General features: G+C 62.6%; 17 protein-coding genes and 1 pseudogene. 1 reads left to right on the top strand and 17 read right to left on the bottom strand.

Annotated elements, in window-relative coordinates:
• Nucleotides 1-76 precede the first annotated feature (76 nt).
• The 8 genes and pseudogenes from mihF to pyrR all read right to left on the bottom strand — a co-directional run.
• Nucleotides 77-319 (bottom strand): annotated as a pseudogene (gene mihF, locus M1E05_RS10130) (integration host factor, actinobacterial type); the annotation flags it as partial.
• Entirely contained in the window at nucleotides 319-1,185 is an 867-nt protein-coding gene (pyrF, locus tag M1E05_RS10125; protein ID WP_458111021.1) for an orotidine-5'-phosphate decarboxylase, read from the bottom strand. The pseudogene mihF and the gene pyrF, both read right to left, overlap by 1 nt.
• A complete protein-coding gene (carB, locus tag M1E05_RS10120) occupies nucleotides 1,178-4,507 on the bottom strand; it encodes a carbamoyl-phosphate synthase large subunit (protein ID WP_458111022.1) in 3,330 nt (1,109 codons plus the stop codon). The genes pyrF and carB overlap by 8 nt, the downstream gene beginning before the upstream one ends.
• Complete coding sequence (carA, locus tag M1E05_RS10115; RefSeq protein ID WP_461165158.1) at nucleotides 4,507-5,820, bottom strand: glutamine-hydrolyzing carbamoyl-phosphate synthase small subunit; 1,314 nt, start codon at nucleotides 5,818-5,820, stop codon at nucleotides 4,507-4,509. The genes carB and carA overlap by 1 nt, the downstream gene beginning before the upstream one ends.
• The gene (locus M1E05_RS10110) at nucleotides 5,801-6,319 is read right to left on the bottom strand and encodes a PH-like domain-containing protein (protein ID WP_461165157.1); all 519 of its coding nucleotides are present in this window, start codon (nucleotides 6,317-6,319) and stop codon (nucleotides 5,801-5,803) included. The genes carA and M1E05_RS10110 overlap by 20 nt, the downstream gene beginning before the upstream one ends.
• Nucleotides 6,319-7,683, bottom strand: a complete 1,365-nt coding sequence (locus M1E05_RS10105) for a dihydroorotase (RefSeq protein WP_461165156.1) — start codon at nucleotides 7,681-7,683, stop codon at nucleotides 6,319-6,321. The genes M1E05_RS10110 and M1E05_RS10105 overlap by 1 nt, the downstream gene beginning before the upstream one ends.
• Nucleotides 7,683-8,681: an aspartate carbamoyltransferase catalytic subunit gene (locus M1E05_RS10100; protein WP_458111026.1), complete on the bottom strand. Its 999-nt coding sequence runs from the start codon at nucleotides 8,679-8,681 to the stop codon at nucleotides 7,683-7,685. Before M1E05_RS10100 ends, M1E05_RS10105 begins: the two co-directional genes overlap by 1 nt.
• Nucleotides 8,678-9,262 carry a bifunctional pyr operon transcriptional regulator/uracil phosphoribosyltransferase PyrR gene (gene pyrR / locus M1E05_RS10095; RefSeq protein WP_458111027.1) on the bottom strand — a complete coding sequence of 195 codons (585 nt, stop codon included), beginning with the start codon at nucleotides 9,260-9,262 and terminating at the stop codon, nucleotides 8,678-8,680. Before pyrR ends, M1E05_RS10100 begins: the two co-directional genes overlap by 4 nt.
• Before the next feature lie 210 nt (nucleotides 9,263-9,472).
• On the opposite strand from pyrR, the gene M1E05_RS10090 reads away from it, so the two are divergent.
• On the top strand, nucleotides 9,473-10,738 hold the full coding sequence (locus tag M1E05_RS10090; protein WP_461165155.1) for a PrsW family intramembrane metalloprotease: 1,266 nt from the start codon (nucleotides 9,473-9,475) through the stop codon (nucleotides 10,736-10,738).
• Nucleotides 10,739-10,930: 192 nt separating this feature from the next.
• Here the strand turns inward: M1E05_RS10090 and nusB are convergent, their stop codons facing one another.
• The 9 genes from nusB to ruvX form a co-directional block, all read right to left on the bottom strand.
• A complete protein-coding gene (gene nusB / locus M1E05_RS10085; RefSeq protein ID WP_458111029.1) occupies nucleotides 10,931-11,341 on the bottom strand; it encodes a transcription antitermination factor NusB in 411 nt (136 codons plus the stop codon).
• The gene (efp, locus tag M1E05_RS10080; RefSeq protein ID WP_461165154.1) at nucleotides 11,341-11,904 is read right to left on the bottom strand and encodes an elongation factor P; all 564 of its coding nucleotides are present in this window, start codon (nucleotides 11,902-11,904) and stop codon (nucleotides 11,341-11,343) included. The genes nusB and efp overlap by 1 nt, the downstream gene beginning before the upstream one ends.
• Nucleotides 11,905-12,048: 144 nt before the next feature.
• On the bottom strand, nucleotides 12,049-12,567 hold the full coding sequence (locus tag M1E05_RS10075; protein WP_461165153.1) for a tetratricopeptide repeat protein: 519 nt from the start codon (nucleotides 12,565-12,567) through the stop codon (nucleotides 12,049-12,051).
• On the bottom strand, nucleotides 12,567-13,658 hold the full coding sequence (gene aroB / locus M1E05_RS10070) for a 3-dehydroquinate synthase (protein WP_461165152.1): 1,092 nt from the start codon (nucleotides 13,656-13,658) through the stop codon (nucleotides 12,567-12,569). Before aroB ends, M1E05_RS10075 begins: the two co-directional genes overlap by 1 nt.
• The gene (locus tag M1E05_RS10065; RefSeq protein ID WP_458114506.1) at nucleotides 13,655-14,224 is read right to left on the bottom strand and encodes a shikimate kinase; all 570 of its coding nucleotides are present in this window, start codon (nucleotides 14,222-14,224) and stop codon (nucleotides 13,655-13,657) included. The genes aroB and M1E05_RS10065 overlap by 4 nt, the downstream gene beginning before the upstream one ends.
• A 59-nt stretch (nucleotides 14,225-14,283) precedes the next feature.
• Complete coding sequence (aroC, locus tag M1E05_RS10060) at nucleotides 14,284-15,483, bottom strand: chorismate synthase (protein ID WP_458111032.1); 1,200 nt, start codon at nucleotides 15,481-15,483, stop codon at nucleotides 14,284-14,286.
• A gap of 26 nt (nucleotides 15,484-15,509) precedes the next feature.
• Nucleotides 15,510-16,370: a shikimate dehydrogenase gene (locus M1E05_RS10055; RefSeq protein ID WP_461165151.1), complete on the bottom strand. Its 861-nt coding sequence runs from the start codon at nucleotides 16,368-16,370 to the stop codon at nucleotides 15,510-15,512.
• Nucleotides 16,367-18,097 carry an endolytic transglycosylase MltG gene (gene mltG, locus M1E05_RS10050; protein WP_461165150.1) on the bottom strand — a complete coding sequence of 577 codons (1,731 nt, stop codon included), beginning with the start codon at nucleotides 18,095-18,097 and terminating at the stop codon, nucleotides 16,367-16,369. Before mltG ends, M1E05_RS10055 begins: the two co-directional genes overlap by 4 nt.
• The gene (ruvX, locus tag M1E05_RS10045; protein WP_458111036.1) at nucleotides 18,094-18,693 is read right to left on the bottom strand and encodes a Holliday junction resolvase RuvX; all 600 of its coding nucleotides are present in this window, start codon (nucleotides 18,691-18,693) and stop codon (nucleotides 18,094-18,096) included. The genes mltG and ruvX overlap by 4 nt, the downstream gene beginning before the upstream one ends.
• Nucleotides 18,694-18,700: the final 7 nt, after the last annotated feature.

The following is an 18,700-nucleotide window of genomic DNA, read 5'->3' as shown; positions in this document are numbered from 1 at the left end:
TCTGTTTCTCGTTCGTAAAATCTACCAGCGCCTCGCGCTGGCGGGTTCCCAGGCCCTTCACCCTTCTCGAGGCAGCAATCCCCAATTGCTCCAGTAGGTTGCGCGCCGTTACTGCGCCAACGCCAGGCAGGGACTCAAGGAGTTCGGTGACCCTCATCCGTGCGATCGCGTCGTCCTGGGTTGCTGCATTCAGGAGCTCATTGACGGAAAGAGTTCCGGCCTTCAGTTGCTCCTTAGCGGCGGCGCGTGCGGCCCGGGCGGCGGCTGCCTTGTTCAGGGCCGCCACCCGATCCTGTTGCGTCAGTGCCGGCAGGCCCATCAGGCGGCCCGTAGGCCTTCAAGGGTGGCAAGGGCAGCGTCCCGAAGGGACGTGAGCCCCGGACCCGCTTTCAGGATGTCCCTGCTGGATGTCCCGAGGACCTGCGCGTACGCCGGTCCGAACGTTCGGCGGAGGTCAGCTGGTGTGGCACCTTGGGCACCGAGGCCGGGAGCCAGAATGGGGCCCCGGACCGAGGCGAGGTCCAGGTTGAGGTTGGACAGGGCGTTGCCCACTGTTGCGCCGACCACCAGGCCCACAGAGCCCAAGGACCTCCCGTAGCGGGTGTTCTCCCCCGCTGCGGCCTCAACAATGCGTCGGGCGACCGAATCGTCACCACCCACGTGCTGGACGGATGCGCCTTCAGGATTGGAGGTCAGCGCCAGGACAAAGACGCCGCGCCCATGCTCGGCCGCCAGATCCAGGGCCGGCCGCAAAGACTCGAAGCCGAGGTAGGGGCTGAGGGTAACCGAGTCCGCCGCAAGCGACGAGCCGTCCCGCAGCCAGGCATCAGCGTATGCGGCCATGGTGGATCCGATGTCACCGCGCTTGGCGTCGGCGATGGTTAGCACGCCCTCGTCCCGCGCCACGGCAAGAACTTCCTCCAGCACCGCCATGCCGGCCGAACCGTGACGCTCGTAAAGCGCCACCTGCGGCTTTACCGCGGCAGCGAGCGAACCGACCGCCTCCAAGGCCTTCAGCGAAAAGCGCCTCAAGCCAGCGGCGTCGTCGTCCAGTCCCCAGCTCTTCAGCAAAGCCGGGTGTGGATCAATGCCGACGCATAGCGGGCCGCGCTCGGCCATGGCTTGGCCCAGCCGGGAGCCAAAGGACTCCCGGCTGGCCGTGATTGCTGCCTCAGGCTCAGGCATTCTTGGCTGCTGCTTCCTCGGAATCCCTGGTTTGCGAGGCAAACAGTGCAGCAGCGTGCTCCTGAAGGCTGGTAACCGACCACTCATACGTCCGCAACGCCTCAATGGCCTGGACGGCTGCATTAAACTCGGCCACCGTCGTGATGCAGGGGATGCCGATGGACGTTGCTGCGGCGCGCAGTTCGTAGCCATCGCTGCGGGCTTCGCCGCCGGAAGGCGTGTTGAAGACCATGTCAATTTCACCGGCAATGATGAGATCGGCAATGGTGCCTTCGCCCTCGGCGCTGCTTCCTTCAGCGACCTTCCGAACGGGGGTCGCCTGGATTCCGTTGCGCCGCAGGACATCAGCAGTGCCCCCCGTGGAGACAATTTCGAAGCCGAGGTCGGAGAGGCGCTTGACACCCATGATCACCGAGCGCTTGTCGCGGTTCGCCACGGAGACAAAAATCTTGCCTTCGGTGGGTAGGGCGTTGTTGGCGGCTGCCTGGCTCTTGGCGAAGGCAGTGTCAAAGTGCTTGTCGATCCCCATGACTTCGCCCGTGGAACGCATTTCCGGGCCGAGCAGCGAATCCACAACTGTGCCCTCCGGCGTCCGGAACCGGCTGAAAGGCAGGACCGCTTCCTTGACCGAGACGGGAGCGTCCAGGGGAAGAGTGGAGCCGTCACCGCTTTCGGGCAGCATCTTGTAGGCGCTGCGCAACTGGTTGATCGTGATGCCGGTACCGATCAGTGCCGCGGCCTTCGCCATCTGCACTCCGGTTGCCTTGGACACGAACGGCACTGTACGGGAAGCGCGCGGGTTGGCTTCGAGCACGTACAGGACGTCGGAGGCCAGGGCGAACTGGATGTTGATGAGACCGCGGACACCCACACCTTCAGCGATGGCCCGGGTGGCAACCCGCACCCGCTCGATCACGTTGTTGCCCAAGGTGATCGGAGGCAGCACGCAAGCGGAGTCACCGGAGTGGATCCCGGCTTCCTCGATGTGCTCCATGATGCCGCCGAGGTACATGTCCTTGCCGTCATAGAGGGCGTCGACGTCGATCTCGACGGCGTCCTCAAGGAAGCGGTCAATCAGCACCGGATGATCGGTGGTGATTTCCGTGGCGTTGGCGATGTAGCGGGAGAGGTTGGGCTCGTCGTAGACGATTTCCATCCCGCGGCCGCCCAGCACGTAGGACGGACGGACCAGCACCGGGTAACCGATTTCATCGGCGATCTTCTTGGCGTCGTCGAAGGAGACCGCGGTCCCGTTCTTCGGCGAGATCAGGCCCGCTTCGTCCAGCACCCGGCTGAAGGCGCCGCGGTGCTCAGCGAGGTCGATCGCTTCCGGGGACGTGCCGAGGATGGGCACGCCGGCGTCGGCAAGCTGCTGCGCCAGTTTCAGCGGCGTCTGGCCGCCGAGCTGGACGAAAACGCCCATGACACCGCCGGTGCGCTCCTCTGCCGCGATGACTTCGAGGACGTCCTCGAGGGTCAGCGGTTCGAAGTACAGCCGTGTGGAGACGTCGTAGTCGGTGGATACCGTCTCCGGGTTGCAGTTGACCATGACGGTCTCGTAGCCGGCCTTGCGCAATGCCATGGAGGCGTGGACGCAGGAGTAATCGAATTCGATGCCCTGGCCGATGCGGTTGGGGCCGGATCCGAGGATGAGGATGGACGGCTTGGAGTGCAGCGCCACCTCGTCCTCTTCGTCGTAGGAGGAGTAGTGGTACGGCGTGTAGGCAGCGAATTCAGCGGCACAGGTATCCACGGTTTTGTAGACCGGCCGGATGCCGAGGGCCTGCCGGACACCCCTGACTACGGCCTCTGAGTTGTGGGTCAGGCTGCCGATCTGCTCGTCGGAGAAACCGTGGCGCTTGGCCCGCTGCAGCATCTCCTGCGTCAGCGCGGTGGACGTCCGGATCTCGCGGGAGATTTCGTTGAGCAGCTGCAGCTGGTCCAGGAACCAGGGATCGATCTTGGTGGCTTCGAAAAGTTCCTCGACGCTCGCGCCCCCAAGCATGGCGCGCTGGACCTGGTGGAGGCGCTCCGTGGTGGGCCGCTTGGCCTTTTCGATGAGTTCCGGGACTTCCCATTCAGGGACCGAGCTGAAGTCCAGCTGCGAACCCTTCTGCTCCAAGGACCTCAGTGCCTTCTGCAGCGCCTCAGTGAAGTTGCGGCCCATGGCCATGGCCTCGCCCACCGATTTCATGGTGGTGGTCAGGGTGGGGTCAGCGGCCGGGAACTTCTCGAAGGCGAACCGGGGCACCTTCACCACAACGTAGTCCAGCGTCGGCTCGAAGGAAGCCGGGGTCTTCTGCGTGATGTCGTTGGGGATCTCGTCCAGGGTGTAGCCCAGTGACAGCTTGGTGGCGATCTTAGCGATCGCGAATCCCGTCGCCTTGGAAGCCAGGGCGGAGGAACGGGAGACGCGGGGGTTCATTTCGATGACCACAACGCGGCCGGTGTCCGGCTCAATGGCGAACTGGATGTTACAGCCACCGGTGTCCACGCCCACTTCACGGATGACGGCGATAGAGATGTCGCGCAGGCGCTGGTATTCGCGGTCAGTGAGCGTCAGGGCAGGTGCAACAGTGATTGAGTCACCGGTGTGGACGCCTACGGGATCGAAGTTTTCGATGGAACAGACAACAACGACGTTGTCGTTCTTGTCCCGCATCATTTCGAGTTCGTATTCCTTCCAGCCGAGGATGCTCTCTTCGAGCAGCACCTCGCTGGTGGGGCTGTACTGCAGGCCCTGGCCAACGATCCTCAGCAGGTCACCCTCGTTGTAGGCGAGCCCTGAACCGAGGCCTCCCATCGTGAAGGAGGGGCGGACCACCATCGGGTAGCCAAGGTCTTCCGCGGCCTTGAGTGCTTCGTCAATGGTGTGGATGATGTGGCTGCGTGCTGATTCGGCACCGCAGCGCTCCACGACGCCCTTGAATTTTTCGCGGTCTTCGCCGAGTTCAATGGCAGCGATGTTCGCACCAATGAGTTCCACGTTGTACTTCTCGAGTACACCGTTTTTGTCCAGCGCGATGGCCGTGTTCAGTGCCGTCTGGCCGCCAAGGGTGGGCAGTACCGCGTCGGGGCGTTCCTTCGCGATGATCTTCTCCACAACCTCGGGGGTGATGGGCTCGATGTAGGTCGCGTCGGCGAACTCGGGATCCGTCATGATGGTGGCGGGGTTGGAGTTGACCAGGATAACGCGCAGGCCCTCCTCCTTGAGGACACGCAGTGCCTGGGTGCCGGAGTAGTCGAATTCAGCGGCCTGGCCGATGACAATCGGGCCGGAACCGATGACCAGGACGCTCTTTAGGTCAGTTCTCTTGGGCATTACTTGTTGTCCTCAGTCTTGTTTTCGTTAACGTTCTGGGCGTCGCCTGCGGCGGAGTCTTCGGATTCCGCTGCCTCTGGTCCCTCAGAGAGGTTTGCCGTTTGGCCGTCCCGCTGGCCAGCCATCAGCTGGATGAAACGGTCGAACAGGTACGCGGCGTCGTGCGGACCGGCGGCAGCTTCGGGGTGGTACTGGACCGAAAATGCCGGGATGTCCAGGCACGCAAGGCCCTCGACGACGTCGTCGTTGAGGCTTACGTGGCTGACCTCAACACGTCCGTAGCGCTCCTCGGGAGCCATGGTGGCTCCGTCCAGGGGTGCATCGACGGCGAAGCCATGGTTCTGGGACGTGATCTCGACCTTGCCGGTGCGGCGGTCCATCACAGGCTGGTTGATGCCGCGATGGCCGTACCGGAGTTTGTAGGTGCCAAAGCCCAATGCCCGTCCCAGGATCTGGTTGCCGAAGCAGATACCGAAATAGGGAAGCTTCTCATCCAGGACCGAACGCAGCAGTTTGACCTGCTTGTCGGCTGTCGCGGGGTCGCCGGGACCGTTGGACATAAAGAATCCGTCCGGGCTGACTGCGTTGACTTCCTCGATGGTGGCCGTGGCAGGCAAAACATGGACGCGTACGCCGCGTTCCGCGAAGCGCTTGGGAGTCATCGCCTTAATGCCAAGGTCGATGGCGGCAATGCTGAAGCGCACCTCGCCTTCCCACCCGTGATCCTTGGGCTCTACGACGTAGGCTTCCTCGACGCTGACCTCTTCGGCCAGGCGTGCTCCCTCCATGGGAGCACTCGCCAGCACCTGGTCCAGGAGCTCCTTGTCCGTGGCAGTGGCGGCGTCGCCGGAGAAGATGCCGGCGCGCATCGTTTTGTGTTCGCGCAGGTGGCGGGTGATGGCACGGGTGTCCACGCCCTGGATGCCGACGATGCCCTGCTCGATGAGTTCCTCGTCAAGGGACCGCTCAGAGCGCCAGTTCGAGGGACGGCGGGCCGCGTCGCGGACAATATAGCCGGCCACCCAGATCCGGCGGGATTCGGCGTCGTCGCTGTTCACGCCGGTATTACCGATGTGCGGCGCTGTCTGCACCACAAGCTGGCGTGAGTAGGACGGATCAGTGATTGTCTCCTGGTAGCCCGTCATGCCCGTGGCGAAGACTGCTTCGCCGAGCGCGGTGCCCTGGGCGCCATAGCTGCTGCCGCGGAAGATCCGTCCATCCTCCAGTACCAGGGCGGCACCGGTGGCCTTCGAAATCGCTTCTGTTTCTGTCACTTCTGTTGCCGTCACATCTTTACTTTCCACTATCGGCATCTGCCTGGGGGCCTGCCGGGATTAATTCTTGAAATACCTTGAGAAGCGCTGTCTTATCTTCAGCGCGCCGGGTGCGGAACCCGGTGTCCAGTTCGTGGTCACCCAGCATCCAGCTGATGATGAGCAATCCGTCCTTTTCAACAAATTTGCCTGCCATCCCGCTGTCGAGCCGGATACCGGTGAGATTGCCGGCGGGGATAAACAGGGGGCCGGCCCCGGTCCGCTCGAAAAGCGCGCCCTCAGGGTGCGCCTGCAGGACGGCGTTGGTTCGGATTCCCAGCCCGTGGACGGCGATGCGGTCCAGCCAGTCACCGGCCGTTGTGGTGGTTACGTATTGGCCCTCGGCTTTGGTGATTGCGGGGTCCAGCCGGGCAGGAACGGCAGGCAAAGGTTCGACGTCGGCCTGCCGGCGACGGCGGTTGCGCCAGCCGATTCCGATCATCACGAAGATGACGGCCGCCACGGCGAGCATCCCGATTCCGGGCAGTATTTTGTCCATCAGAGGCCGCTCACCGGACCAGCGGCCGGTACCGCCTGCTGCACAGCGGCAGTGTTGCGGTAGGGCGTGTTCAGCTTGCCCTCGAGAACCGTGGGATGGCCTTTGAAGAACGTTGCCACGACCTTGCCCGGGAGTTCCCTGCCGGCAAAAGGAGAATTGCGTCCCATGGTGGCCATGGTGGAGGGGTCAACTGTCCAGCGCGCGGCGGGGTCCACCAGAATGATGTTTGCTGGTTCGCCTGTTTCGAGCGGGCGGCCCTGATCTGCCAGCCGGCCTATGGCCGCGGGAGCCGTGGAGGTGACCCTGGCGAAATCGGACCACGACATCAGCCCGGTTTCGATCATGGTCTGCTGCACCACGGAGAGGGCAGTTTCCAGGCCGGTCATGCCCATCGCAGCCTGTGCCCATTCGCATTCCTTGTGTTCGCTGGGGTGCGGGGCGTGGTCTGTACCCACGACGTCGATGGTTCCATCGGCAAGGGCGGCACGCAGAGCCTGGACGTCGGCGTCAGTGCGCAGCGGCGGGTTCACCTTGTACACAGGATCGTAGCTGCGGACCAGCTCGTCCGTCAGCAGGAGGTGGTGCGGGGTGACTTCGGCCGTGACGTTGATGCCGCGCGCCTTCGCCCAGCGGATGATCTCAACAGACCCTGCCGTGGAGACGTGGCAGACGTGGAGCCGGGATCCGACGTGCTGGGTCAGCAGCACATCGCGGGCAATGATGCTTTCCTCGGCAACGGCCGGCCAGCCTGCCAGTCCCAGGACTGCGGAGACGTCGCCTTCGTTCATCTGGGCACCCTCGGTGAGCCGGGGTTCCTGCGCGTGCTGAGCTACGACGCCGTCGAACGCTTTGACGTATTCCAAGGCACGGCGCATCAGCACGGGATCATGGACGCAGAGGCCGTCGTCGGAGAACATGCGCACCTGCGCACGGGAGTCAGCCATGGCGCCCAGCTCCGCAAGCTGCTCGCCGGCGAGTCCGACGGTGACGGCTCCTACGGGCCGGACGTCCACCCAGCCCGCTGTCTGGCCAAGGCTGTGGACCTGCTCCACCACTCCGGCGGTGTCTGCCACGGGAGTGCTGTTGGCCATCGCGTGCACGGCAGTGAAACCGCCCAAAGCCGCAGCCCGTGTCCCTGTTTCCACTGTTTCCGCATCCTCGCGGCCCGGTTCCCGCAGGTGGGTATGGACATCCACCATGCCCGGCAGTGCAACCAGGCCCTCGCCCTCAATGACGGTGGCGCCATCAGCGTTGATGTTGACACCCCGGTCCACGATGAAGCCGTCCCGGATAAGGAGGTCTTCCTTGGCACCATCGAGAATTGCGGCACCCCGGACGAGGTATACGCCGTTGTTGCTTGCCATCAGTTGCTCTCCTTGCTCAAATTGGCGGCTGGCTCGCGGGTTTCCCCGGAGAGCAGCAAGTACAGGGCAGCCATCCGGACGGACACGCCGTTCCGCACCTGTGAAAGTACGGTGGAACGGTGCGAGTCGGCAGCGGCTGCAGAAATTTCGAGGCCCCGGTTCATGGGGCCGGGGTGCATGATGATGGTGTCCTTGAGCCCTATACGGTCAAGCGTACGCAGCCGGTTGTCATCGAACCCCCACCGGCGGGAGTATTCCCGGGTTGAGGGGAAGAATGAGGCATTCATCCGCTCGCCCTGGACACGCAGCATCATGACGGCGTCGACGCCTTTCTCAAGGGTCTCATCGAGGTCATAGCTCACGCTGCAGGGCCATTGCTCGACGCCGATGGGCAGCAGAGTGGGGGGCGCAACCAAGGTGACCTGCGCTCCCAGCGTCCGGAGGAGCCATACATTCGACCGCGCAACCCTGGAGTGCAGAACATCGCCGGCGATGGCCACGCGCATGCCCTTCAGGTCACCTCCCGCTGACGGGAGTCCACCGAGCTTGGCCCAGTGCCGGCGCATGGTGAACGCATCCAGGAGTGCTTGCGTGGGGTGCTCGTGAGTACCGTCGCCGGCGTTGATCACCGCCGCATCAATCCAGTCCGTTGCTGCCAGGCGATGCGGTGCGCCGGACGCCCAGTGACGGATGACGACGGCGTCGGCTCCCATGGCTGCCAGGGTCTGCGCCGTGTCCTTCAGCGACTCGCCCTTGGAAACCGATGATCCTTTGGCTGCGAAGTTGATGACGTCGGCGGAAAGCCGCTTGGCTGCGGCCTCAAACGAAATCCGGGTCCGTGTGGAATCTTCGAAGAACAGATTCACCACGGTGCGGCCACGGAGCGCCGGGAGCTTTTTGACTTCGCGCTCCCCTACGGCGGCCATCTCTTCGGCAGTGTCCAGGATACGTTTTGCGTTGTGCAGGCTGAGATCCTCGGTGGACAGCAGATGCCTCATGCGCCTGCCTCAATAACGACCTCGTTGACGGGCCCGCCATCCCGGGAATCAGTTTCTTCGAGCCTTACACGGACTTTCTCTGCTGACGAGGTGGGCAGATTCTTGCCCACGTGATCGGCCCGGATGGGGAGTTCCCGGTGTCCGCGGTCGATGAGGACCGCCAATCGGACAATCCGGGGGCGGCCGAGGTCGATGATCGCGTCCAGGGCTGCACGAATGGTGCGTCCGGAGTAGAGGACGTCGTCTATGAGCACAACAACCTTGTTATCGATTCCGGTGAGCGGAAGCTGAGTGGGATATGGCGGCCGGGTTGGCTGATGCGAGAGATCGTCCCGGAACATTGTGACGTCCAGTTGGCCAACGATGGCGGCGGGGTCGACGTCGGGATCGGCGGCTGCGATTTTTTGCGCCAGCCGGACCGCGAGTGGGTAACCACGCCGCGGGATGCCGAGAAGCACCAGATCCCGGGAGCCTTTGTTGGACTCGAGGATCTCATGGGCGATACGAGTGAGTGCACGGTCGATGTCCGCCTGATTGAGTACAACCCTGGCGGGCACGGGTGCCTGTGTGACAGAAGCCAACGCTCGTCTCCCCTTTCCCCGCCTCACGGGACGGAATTAAAAAAGGAACATTTGCCTTCCAAAATTACCACACCGGCTGCCCGAGCCTGACCCGCCAGGGAGTGTCCCTACCCACACTTACGGCCCCTTCCGGCTCATCCAACAGCTGCAGTTCCCGTCTTTGCGCCGGGCTGTCTGCGCATGGTCCCTGGAGCCCCTAGGCTTTTGTTCATGACCAGCAACCAGCCGTGGCAGGATCCGTCCGGCCGAAATCCGCATGCGCACCAGGTCCCCTTCAGGGCGGAAACGAACCCGACGTGGATGGGAAGGGTCCAGCCGCAGAACTACCGGCAGGCGCCCGTCAACCCTGCCGGAGCGGTCAGCCCGGTGGTACCGCCCGCGTTGCGGGTGGAATCCCGGCGCCGCGCCTCTGCGGGGGTCCTCGGACTTGTGCTTGGTGGCGTGGCCGTGGCCTTCATGGGCCTGTTCCTGGTCCTCCCGTTCCTGGTGGGCAATACAGGCATTGCAGGATTCGTCATTGGTTTTGTGGCTTCGCTGATTCCCCTGGGCGCCGTCCTGCTGGCCGTCTCTGTCATAGACCGCTGGGAGCCTGAGCCGAAGCGGCTGCTGATTTTCGCGTTTATGTGGGGCGCGATTGGCTCAATTTCCGTCACCCTGCTCATCCAGCCTTATTTCCCGCTGATTGCACCTCCACCGGCCGGAATGGACTTCCTGACATTCGCTGTGACAGTCAGGGCCCCTGTCGTGGAAGAGTTTGCGAAGTCCCTCGGGCTGCTCCTGCTCCTCTTGCTGGCGCGGAAGCATTTTGATGGTCCAGTGGACGGCATCGTGTTCGCCTTCACCATTGCAGGCGGGTTCGCTTTCACCGAAAACATCCTCTACTTTGGCCGGGCCATTGCTGAATCCAGCGACCCCGGCAGCGACCTCGCCCGTGTGTTCTTCCTCCGCGGCGTCATGTCTCCCTTTGCCCACGCCATTTTCACGGGGGCCACCGGCCTCATCATGGGACTCGCTGCCCGCCGCTGGCACCATGGGCTGTCAGTTCTGGGCTTCGTCTTTGGGCTCATCCCAGCGATGATTCTGCACAGTCAATGGAACAGCATGGGACAGAATTTCCTCACGCAGTACATCTTCGTCCAGGTACCTATTTTCGTGCTGGCCATCGTCGTTGTGATCCTGCTGCGTGTTGCCGAGAACCGGCTCACGCGCCAGCGCCTGCTGGAGTATTCGGCCGCAGGATGGTTCACGCCTCCCGAGGTGGCCATGCTGGCCACAGCGAGCGGGCGCCGCTCCGCCATCCGCTGGGCGAAGAGTTTTGGCCGAGGGCACCAGATGAAGGCCTTCCTGCGTGCCGCGACGCAATTGGCGTTTACGCGGCAACGCATCCTCAGCGGACGTGACGTCCAGGGCCACCAGCATGATGAGCAACGTCAGTTACGCGACATCGTCGCCTTGCGGGCTGCAGTCGCAGGCTGAGAAACAGGCCACACGGGGAAGAAACGCCTCCGGCCGGCCGCCTCGAACCTGACCATGCAGCCCGGGCATGCAGCGGAGTTCGCCCGCTACGTCGTTGGGCGGAGTGGCTCGTCCGGCATGAGGGACAGAAAAGCCCCGGCCAGGGTTGAACTTCTCAATTCCTGGTCGGGGCTATCCGGGAGGTGCTGCAGGTTATGCCAGCAGCGATGGCTTCAGCTGCTGGAGCCGGCCCAGAAGGCCATTGATGAACGACGGCGATTCATCGGTCGACAGCGTCTTAGCCAACGCCACGGCTTCGCTGACGGCAACACCGTCAGGAATGTCGTCGTTGTAGAGCAGCTCCCAGGTGCCGATCCGCAAAATGATCCTGTCCACCGAGGGCATCCGCTCCAGGGTCCAGCCCTGGGAATAGGTTTCGAGGAACTCATCGATCGCGCTCTGGTGAGAAACCACGCCCTCAACGATTTCGAGGGTATAAGGATTGACGATCTGGTCGGTCTTTTCGCGTCGTGACCTCAGGACGTCGAACGCTGAAACGGAACGCTGCTCCGCCTCAAAAAGTACATCAAGAGCCCGGTTCCGGGCTTTACCGCGTGCACTCACTAGTCGTTGACCCGGCCAAGATAGCTACCGTCACGGGTGTCGACCTTGACCTTGGTGTTGTTCTCCACGAAGAGCGGGACCTGGATCTCGTAGCCGGTCTCCAGGGTTGCCGGCTTGGTACCGGCTGAGGAGCGGTCGCCCTGCAGGCCCGGCTCCGTGTAAGTGATTTCAAGAACAACGCTCGGCGGAAGCTCAATGTAAAGCGGCGTGCCTTCGTGGATGGCGATGTTCACCATCTGGTTTTCCAGCATGAAATTGGTGGCGTCTCCCACCGTTGCACCGGTCACGGTGATCTGGTCGTAATCCTGGGTGTCCATGAAGACGAAGTCCGGGCCGTCCTGGTACAGGTACTGGTAGTCCCGACGGTCCACTGTGGCTGTTTCGATCTTGAGCCCGGCGTTGAAGGTCTTGTCCACAACCTTGCCGGACATAACGTTCCGCATCTTGGTGCGGACGAACGCGCCGCCCTTGCCAGGCTTTACGTGCTGGAACTCGATGATGTTCCAGAGCTGGCCCTCCAGCTTCAGGACGGTACCGTTCTTGATGTCGTTAGTGGTTGCCACTGATTTCCTCTGGTTTCTCTGTGACTGGTTCTGGCTGCCAGCCGCTTATGCCAGGCAGGCACGCCAAACGGCCCGCCAGCGCGTATTTATCAAAAATCCAAAGACCATTCTACCGGTACAGCGGACCCGTCAGGTTCTGGCTCCTTAGCAGGCCATCTCAAGGACGTTCCGTGCGCGCTGCAACGCCACAGTGGAGCTGTAGATCAGCGCAGCGTCGGCCGCTTCCGCGACGCGAAGGTCCAATGCCTTGGCGAAGGCGTCCACTGCCGATGCGGTGTTGCCTGCTGCGTAGTAGGCACGTCCCAGATGCTGAAGGACCACGGCTTCCCGCGGGGTGCCTTGCACCTCTGCCAGCAACTGCTTATACAGTTCAACCGACCGGTCGAAACGGTTGGAAACCCGCAGCACTTCAGCCTCAAACGTCCGCAGGCGGAAGGATTCCGGATCCTTATAACGTGCTTCAGCCAGCAACTCGGCTGCATCAGCAGGATGGCCCTGGGCGAGAAGGACAAAGATCCTGTCGGAAGGGTCAGTGGACGCGGCCAACGCTGTCTGGCAAAGTTCTTCATCCACGATGTGGGGCGTGAGTGTGTCCGGGTTGATTTTGATCCCGGGAAATCCTGCATCGGGCCATTCGCTGGTTCCTCCAGTTACCGAATACATCAGGAGGCAATCTCCTGGTAGGCGGCAAACAGCAGGGAGGTATCGGGAACCTCGAGGATTCCCGGACGCCCGACGCCGTCGAGCACCACAAAGCGCAAAAGGTCACCACGGGACTTCTTGTCCCGGCGCATTCCGTCCAGAAGCCCTTGCCACCGGTCCCGGCGGTACGTTACCGGCAGTCCAAGGGTTTCAAGGATGCTGCGGTGCCTGTCGGCCTCCGCGTCACTGAGCCGCCCCACGCTCCGGGACAGTTCTGCAGCAAACATCATGCCGACGGAAACGGCTGCCCCGTGCCGCCAGGAGTACCGCTCCACCAGTTCGATGGCGTGGCCCAGCGTGTGCCCGTAGTTAAGGAACTCCCTGGATCCGGATTCCTTGAGGTCCTCGGAGACCACTTTGGCCTTGACTGTGATGGCCCGCTCGATGAGTTCACGGAGCACTGCCGACTCCGGATCCGTGACAGCCTCCGGGTCCTTCTCCACGAGGTCCAGGATGGTGGGATCTGCGATGAACCCACATTTGATGACCTCGGCCATTCCCGAGATCATCTCGTTCCTGGGCAGTGTGCTCAGGGTGTCAAGGTCCACCAGGACGGCGGCGGGTGGATGGAAAGCTCCCACAAGGTTCTTGCCCTCGGCGGTGTTGATGCCCGTCTTACCGCCAACGGAGGCATCCACCATTCCGAGGAGACTGGTGGGCATGTGGACAACCTTCACCCCGCGCAGCCAGGTAGCCGCGACGAATCCGGCAAGATCAGTGACGGCTCCGCCACCAACAGCAACGATGGCATCAGAACGGGTGAAATCGTTCTGGCCCAGGACCTGCCAGCAGAAAGCGGCAACCTGAATGTGCTTGCCTTCTTCGGCATCCGGAATTTCAGCAGTGAGCGCTGTGAACCCGGCAGCAGTCAGCTCATCACGAACGGTGTCGCCGGTCAGCCTGAGAGCGCGCGGATGGATGACGAGGACCCTCTTTACCCGCTCCCCCAGCACCGCGGGAAGTTGATCGAGCAGGCCATGGCCCACAACGACGTCGTAATTCTCTCCGGCCGACTGGCCGGTGACTTTGATGACGGTTGATTCGTTACTCACTGCTCAACTTCCTCTTTCACGGCTACGTTTTCGGGTACAGCCGGTGCCGCGGCCGTTTCCTTCGCGATTGATGCTGCCCCTTCGGGGAAGTCACGCAATGCTTCCTCCAGACGCCGGCCCAGCTCTGAAACAGAACCGTGCCGGACGTCAAAGACCAGATCGGCGAGCCGTTCGTACACCGGGCGCCGGGTGGTGAAAAGTTCCATCCAACGGCTCATTGGATCTCCGGCCAAAAGGGGGCGGCCGGAATTCCTGGCGATACGTTCCGCGACCGTTTCCGGATCGCATTCCAGATACACCACCATGCACCGGGCCAACAACTGCTGGGTGCCGGAATCCAAAACCGCTCCCCCACCCAGTGAGATCACTGTCGGGGTTCGGGCGGCCTCCTCAATGACCCTGGCTACTGTCCGGGCTTCGATCTCCCGAAAAGCATGCTCGCCGCGGCCAGCGAAAATATCGGCGATGGAACCGTGATTTTCAACAATCAGGGCGTCCGTGTCGACGAATGGCGCGCGCAGTTGCTTGGCGAGCTGTTGGCCAATGGCCGTCTTCCCGACCGCCATTGGCCCGATCAACGCAATGGGCCCGGGAATACTCAACCGGGCTCCCTTACCAGCCGGCACTACTGGCCGATCGTATCCAGGGCCGCCGGGATGCTTTCCAGGTAACCCTTGATGTTGCGTGCAGTTTCAGCCACCGAATCTCCGCCGAACTTCTCCGCGACGGCCTCCGCGAGAACCAAGGCCACCATCGCTTCAGCGACCACTCCGGCAGCAGGAACCGCGCAGACGTCCGAACGCTGGTGGTGGGCCTTCGCAGCCTCGCCGGTGCTGACGTCAATTGTCTTGAGTGCCCGAGGCACGGTGGCAATGGGCTTCATCGCGGCACGGACCCGCAGCACGTCGCCAATGCTCATGCCGCCCTCGATCCCGCCTGCACGGTTGCTTGTGCGGATGATTTTCCCGTCGATGTCCCTGACGATTTCATCATGGGCAGCCGAACCCCGGCGGGCTGCGGTCCGGAAACCGTCGCCCACTTCCACACCCTTAATGGCCTGGATGCCCATGAGCGCCGCCGCGAGGCGGGAATCCAAACGACGGTCCCAGTGGACGTAGCTGCCCAGTCCCGGCGGGAGCCCGTAGGCCAACACCTCGACGACGCCACCGAGCGTTTCGCCCTCTTTGTGGGCAGCATCCACTTCGGCGACCATGGCGTCGGACGTCTCGCGGTCAAAGCAGCGAAGAGGATCAGCGTCGAGTGCAACGACATTAGCCGGGACCGGCAGAGGCCTGCCTTCGGGTACTGAGACGCTGGCGATAGCAACAGTGTGACTCACAAGTTCAATGCCGAGTTGCTTGAGGTATTGCGAGGCCACAGTGCCAAGGGCAACACGAGTGGCTGTTTCACGGGCGCTGGCGCGTTCCAAAACCGGACGGGCCTCATCGAAGCCGTACTTCTGCATACCGGTGAAGTCGGCATGGCCGGGGCGCGGCCTGGTCAACGGTGCGTTGCGGGCCTGGTCGGCCAGCAGCTCGGCGTCGACGGGATCAGCAGACATGATCTGTTCCCACTTGGGCCACTCAGTGTTTCCGACCTGGATGGCGACGGGCCCTCCCTGGGTCAGCCCGTGACGGACGCCACCGAGGATGGATACGGCGTCCTGCTCGAACTTCATCCGGGCGCCACGCCCATAACCGAGGCGGCGGCGTGCCAACGAGTCGGCTATCTGACCGCTGGTGAGTTCAACACCTGCGGGAACGCCTTCAATAATTCCGACCAAGGCCGGACCATGGGATTCACCGGCAGTCAACCAACGCAACATATCTTCCATCCTGCCACGTATGGCGGTTACAACACCCGTCGGGGTGCCCCGACTGAGTCACACATCACATCTATGACTTTCTCATTGACATCGGCGCCACGGCCGGTGAAGAGACGCACTTGCTCGGCCGCCTGATAGATCAGCATCTCAAGGCCAGGGACCACCCGGCCCCCCGCGTTCTGCCATGCTGCCGCGATCCGGCTCGGCCACGGATCGTACGCGGCGTCCAGCAGAACGCCGTCACACGACAAGCCGAGTCCGCTCATCTCGTCCGCCAGGGCGTCAGCGCCGCGGGGAGGCAAAGTGGATATGACGACGTCGGCAGCGGCGACGCCGGATGCGGCCTCTGAAAAGGGGAGCACCTGGATGTCCAGCCCAACGCCGGCTGATGCTGCCTTGACCTCAGCTCCACGGTTCACGTCACGGACAAAGACATCCGCCGAGGCAGCACCGAGGTCTTTCAAAGCGGCGACGGCGGCAGCAGCAGTGCCACCCCCGCCCAGGATTACTGCTGATGGCGCTGGAGGGCTGCCGGCGTGACGGACGGCATTGACGATGCCGGCGACATCGGTGTTGTAGCCGATTCTGCGGACGACAGACCCGTCAGCTTCGAACACTACGGTGTTTACCACCTTGAGGATCTGAGCGATTCCTCGAACCTCATCCATTTCATGCAGCATCGCTGATTTCAGCGGCATGGTCACTGAAAGCCCGCGCCAGTCCGTTTCCGAACGAAGGGCGGCCATAAATGCGGGAAGGGCATCTTCCGTGACATCAATGGCTGAATACGAGATGTCCTCGTCCAGGAGGGCATACGCCGCCCGGTGGAGTGCCGGCGACTTGGAATGCGAAATGGGGTGTCCCAGTACTGCAGCCCGCTGGCTCATACGCAGCGGCCCGAATTTGCAGCACACCATTCGTTGTACTGCTCGACGTAGACGCTATGCTCCGCCAACGTCTTCGAGAACTTGGTTTCCTTCGTGTCCAGATTGATGGTCACCCAGTACAGGTAGTCATTTGCCTTGGGTTTCGCAGCAGCGTCAATGGCTGTCTTTCCCGGCGAACCGATCGGTCCCGCCGGCAAGCCGACGTTGGCGTACGTGTTGTACGGATTCGACTTGTCGGCCTTCTGCTCTTCACTGATGTGGAAGCTCTTGATGCCCAGCCCATAGGTGACCGTGGCATCGGACTGGATAAGCCCGTTGGTCTCTGTGTTGTCCTGCTTCAGACGGTTGTAGATGGCACCGGCAACGTCTCCATACTCGGCCTGCCCGCCTTCAGCCTGGACGATGCTTGCAACGGTTACGACGTCGTATTGTTTCTCGGGATCCGTCACGCCCTGCGCCTTGAGCTCGTCCACTGTCGTGGAGACAAGCTTCTGCACGATTTCCTTGGCTGTTGTGCCAAGGGGGAAGCGGTATTCGCCGGGAGCGAGGAAACCTTCAAGATTCTTTGCCTTGGCGCTGACACCGAACTGGGCGGGGGAATCGCTGAGCGCCTTTAGTTCAGACTCAGGAATTCCGGATCCCTTCGCAATGGCGGCAAGTGATTCATCGACCCGCAGCCCTGCGCTCAAGGCGAAGTACATCACCTTGCCTTGGTCCTTGCCCACCAGGATGGCCACCGCATCGGTGTTCTTCATCTGCTGGCGGAAAACGAAATCGCCAGGACTGAGCGTCCCGCCGTCGGCCTCAAAGGCTGACGCGAAAGTGTCTGCGTTCGCAACGATTTTCTCGCTCTCGAGCCTTGTGGCGACGGACCGTACGCCCTCTCCGGGCTGGACCGTAACGCTCACCTGACCGGTGCCCGGCCCAGGGTAATCCGCCACCTTATCCATTCCCAGCAGCGGCTTCAGGAACTGCGCACCGACCACCAGCGCGGTGACGAAAACGGCCAGCGTGAGCAGCAAGGCGAGAAAGCGACGGCGGCGGCGGACTTTCTTCGAAGGGCCCTTCTTCACCACCGGCGTATCAGCGAACAGCGGGTGGCCATGCGCGTCCAGATGATGGCCGTGCTCATGCGCGTGCTCGTCCAGCGGATGACTGTGCTGGTCCAGATGATGGGCCTGTTCATCCGCGTGATGGTGTCCGTCCAGGGCCTCGTCATGGAAATGGTGTGCATCGGCCCCAACATGGTCGTCGAACTCGTGGTGCCCGTGACCGCCATGATCGGGCACGGGCTCCGAGAGCTGTGTGAAGTGCGAGGCGCTGTGGGTCGCCGGCAACTCCCCCACGGTGACAAGCTCATGACCTTCCTCGTTGTGAATTGGCTCATTGTGAAGGGGCTCGTCATGCACCGGCTCCTGATACACCGGCTCCTCGTGCTCCACCGGCACCGGCTCCTGGTACACGGGCTCCGAGTGGTAGATGGGCTCGTCCTGGACGGATGGCGGCTCCGGTGTCGCTGCGGGAACCTGCGGACTCTCAACGGGAGGAGCCGGCACCTCGGGCAGGGGCCTGCTGGGAGGATCTTCAACGTAAGCTTGGGGAGGCACGGCATCCTGGCTCTGTGTTGCCAGCAGCTTTTCCCGGGCTCGCAGTTCCTTGCGGGTCAGAGGGCGTCCGAGGTCACTGAAAGCATCACCTGAGGACTCGTCACGATCGACCGGGCTCACTGTAGCCTTCCATGTTCTGAAGATTGCTCGTTTTCTCCAAGAACAGTCCTACCAGCGTCCTCCGCTGTGGTGTCCCCGGATTGCCCCGCACGGGAAACCGCGTAAACGCGGCTTCCAACGTCCGTTCCCCTGGCCTTTTGCATATCAATTGCGTGCTGCAGAATACCTGCTGCCGCAACCTGATCAACCACTTTACGGTGGTTACGGCTGCTCATGCCAGCCGCGTGAAGGTCGCGGTGCGCCGTCACCGTGCTGAGTCGCTCGTCAATAAGGCTCACCGGGACCTCGAAACCGCTACGCTCCAGAGCCTCTACCAGGAGGCGTGCATAGTCCTCGGCCATGCGCGCCGAGGCATGTTCCTCCCCCTTGAGCGTGCGGGGCAGACCCACGAAAATCTGCACCGCCCCCAGTTCCGCAGCGAGACCGGCGAGAATCCTGACGTCGATATTCTTCTTGGCATTGCGTTCCAGGGTCCTGAGCGGGGTGGCCAGTATCCCGTCACGGTCGCAGACAGCGACGCCGACACGAACCGTGCCGACGTCCACCCCCAGCTTGATGCCGTGGGGGTAATCGCCGCCTGCTGCTTCCTGATTCATCTGCAGC

The sequence above is a fragment of the Arthrobacter sp. R4-81 genome, assembly GCF_054792365.1.
The sequence above is the reverse complement of the archived record's forward strand: the minus strand, read 5'-3'. Positions and strand labels throughout refer to the sequence as shown.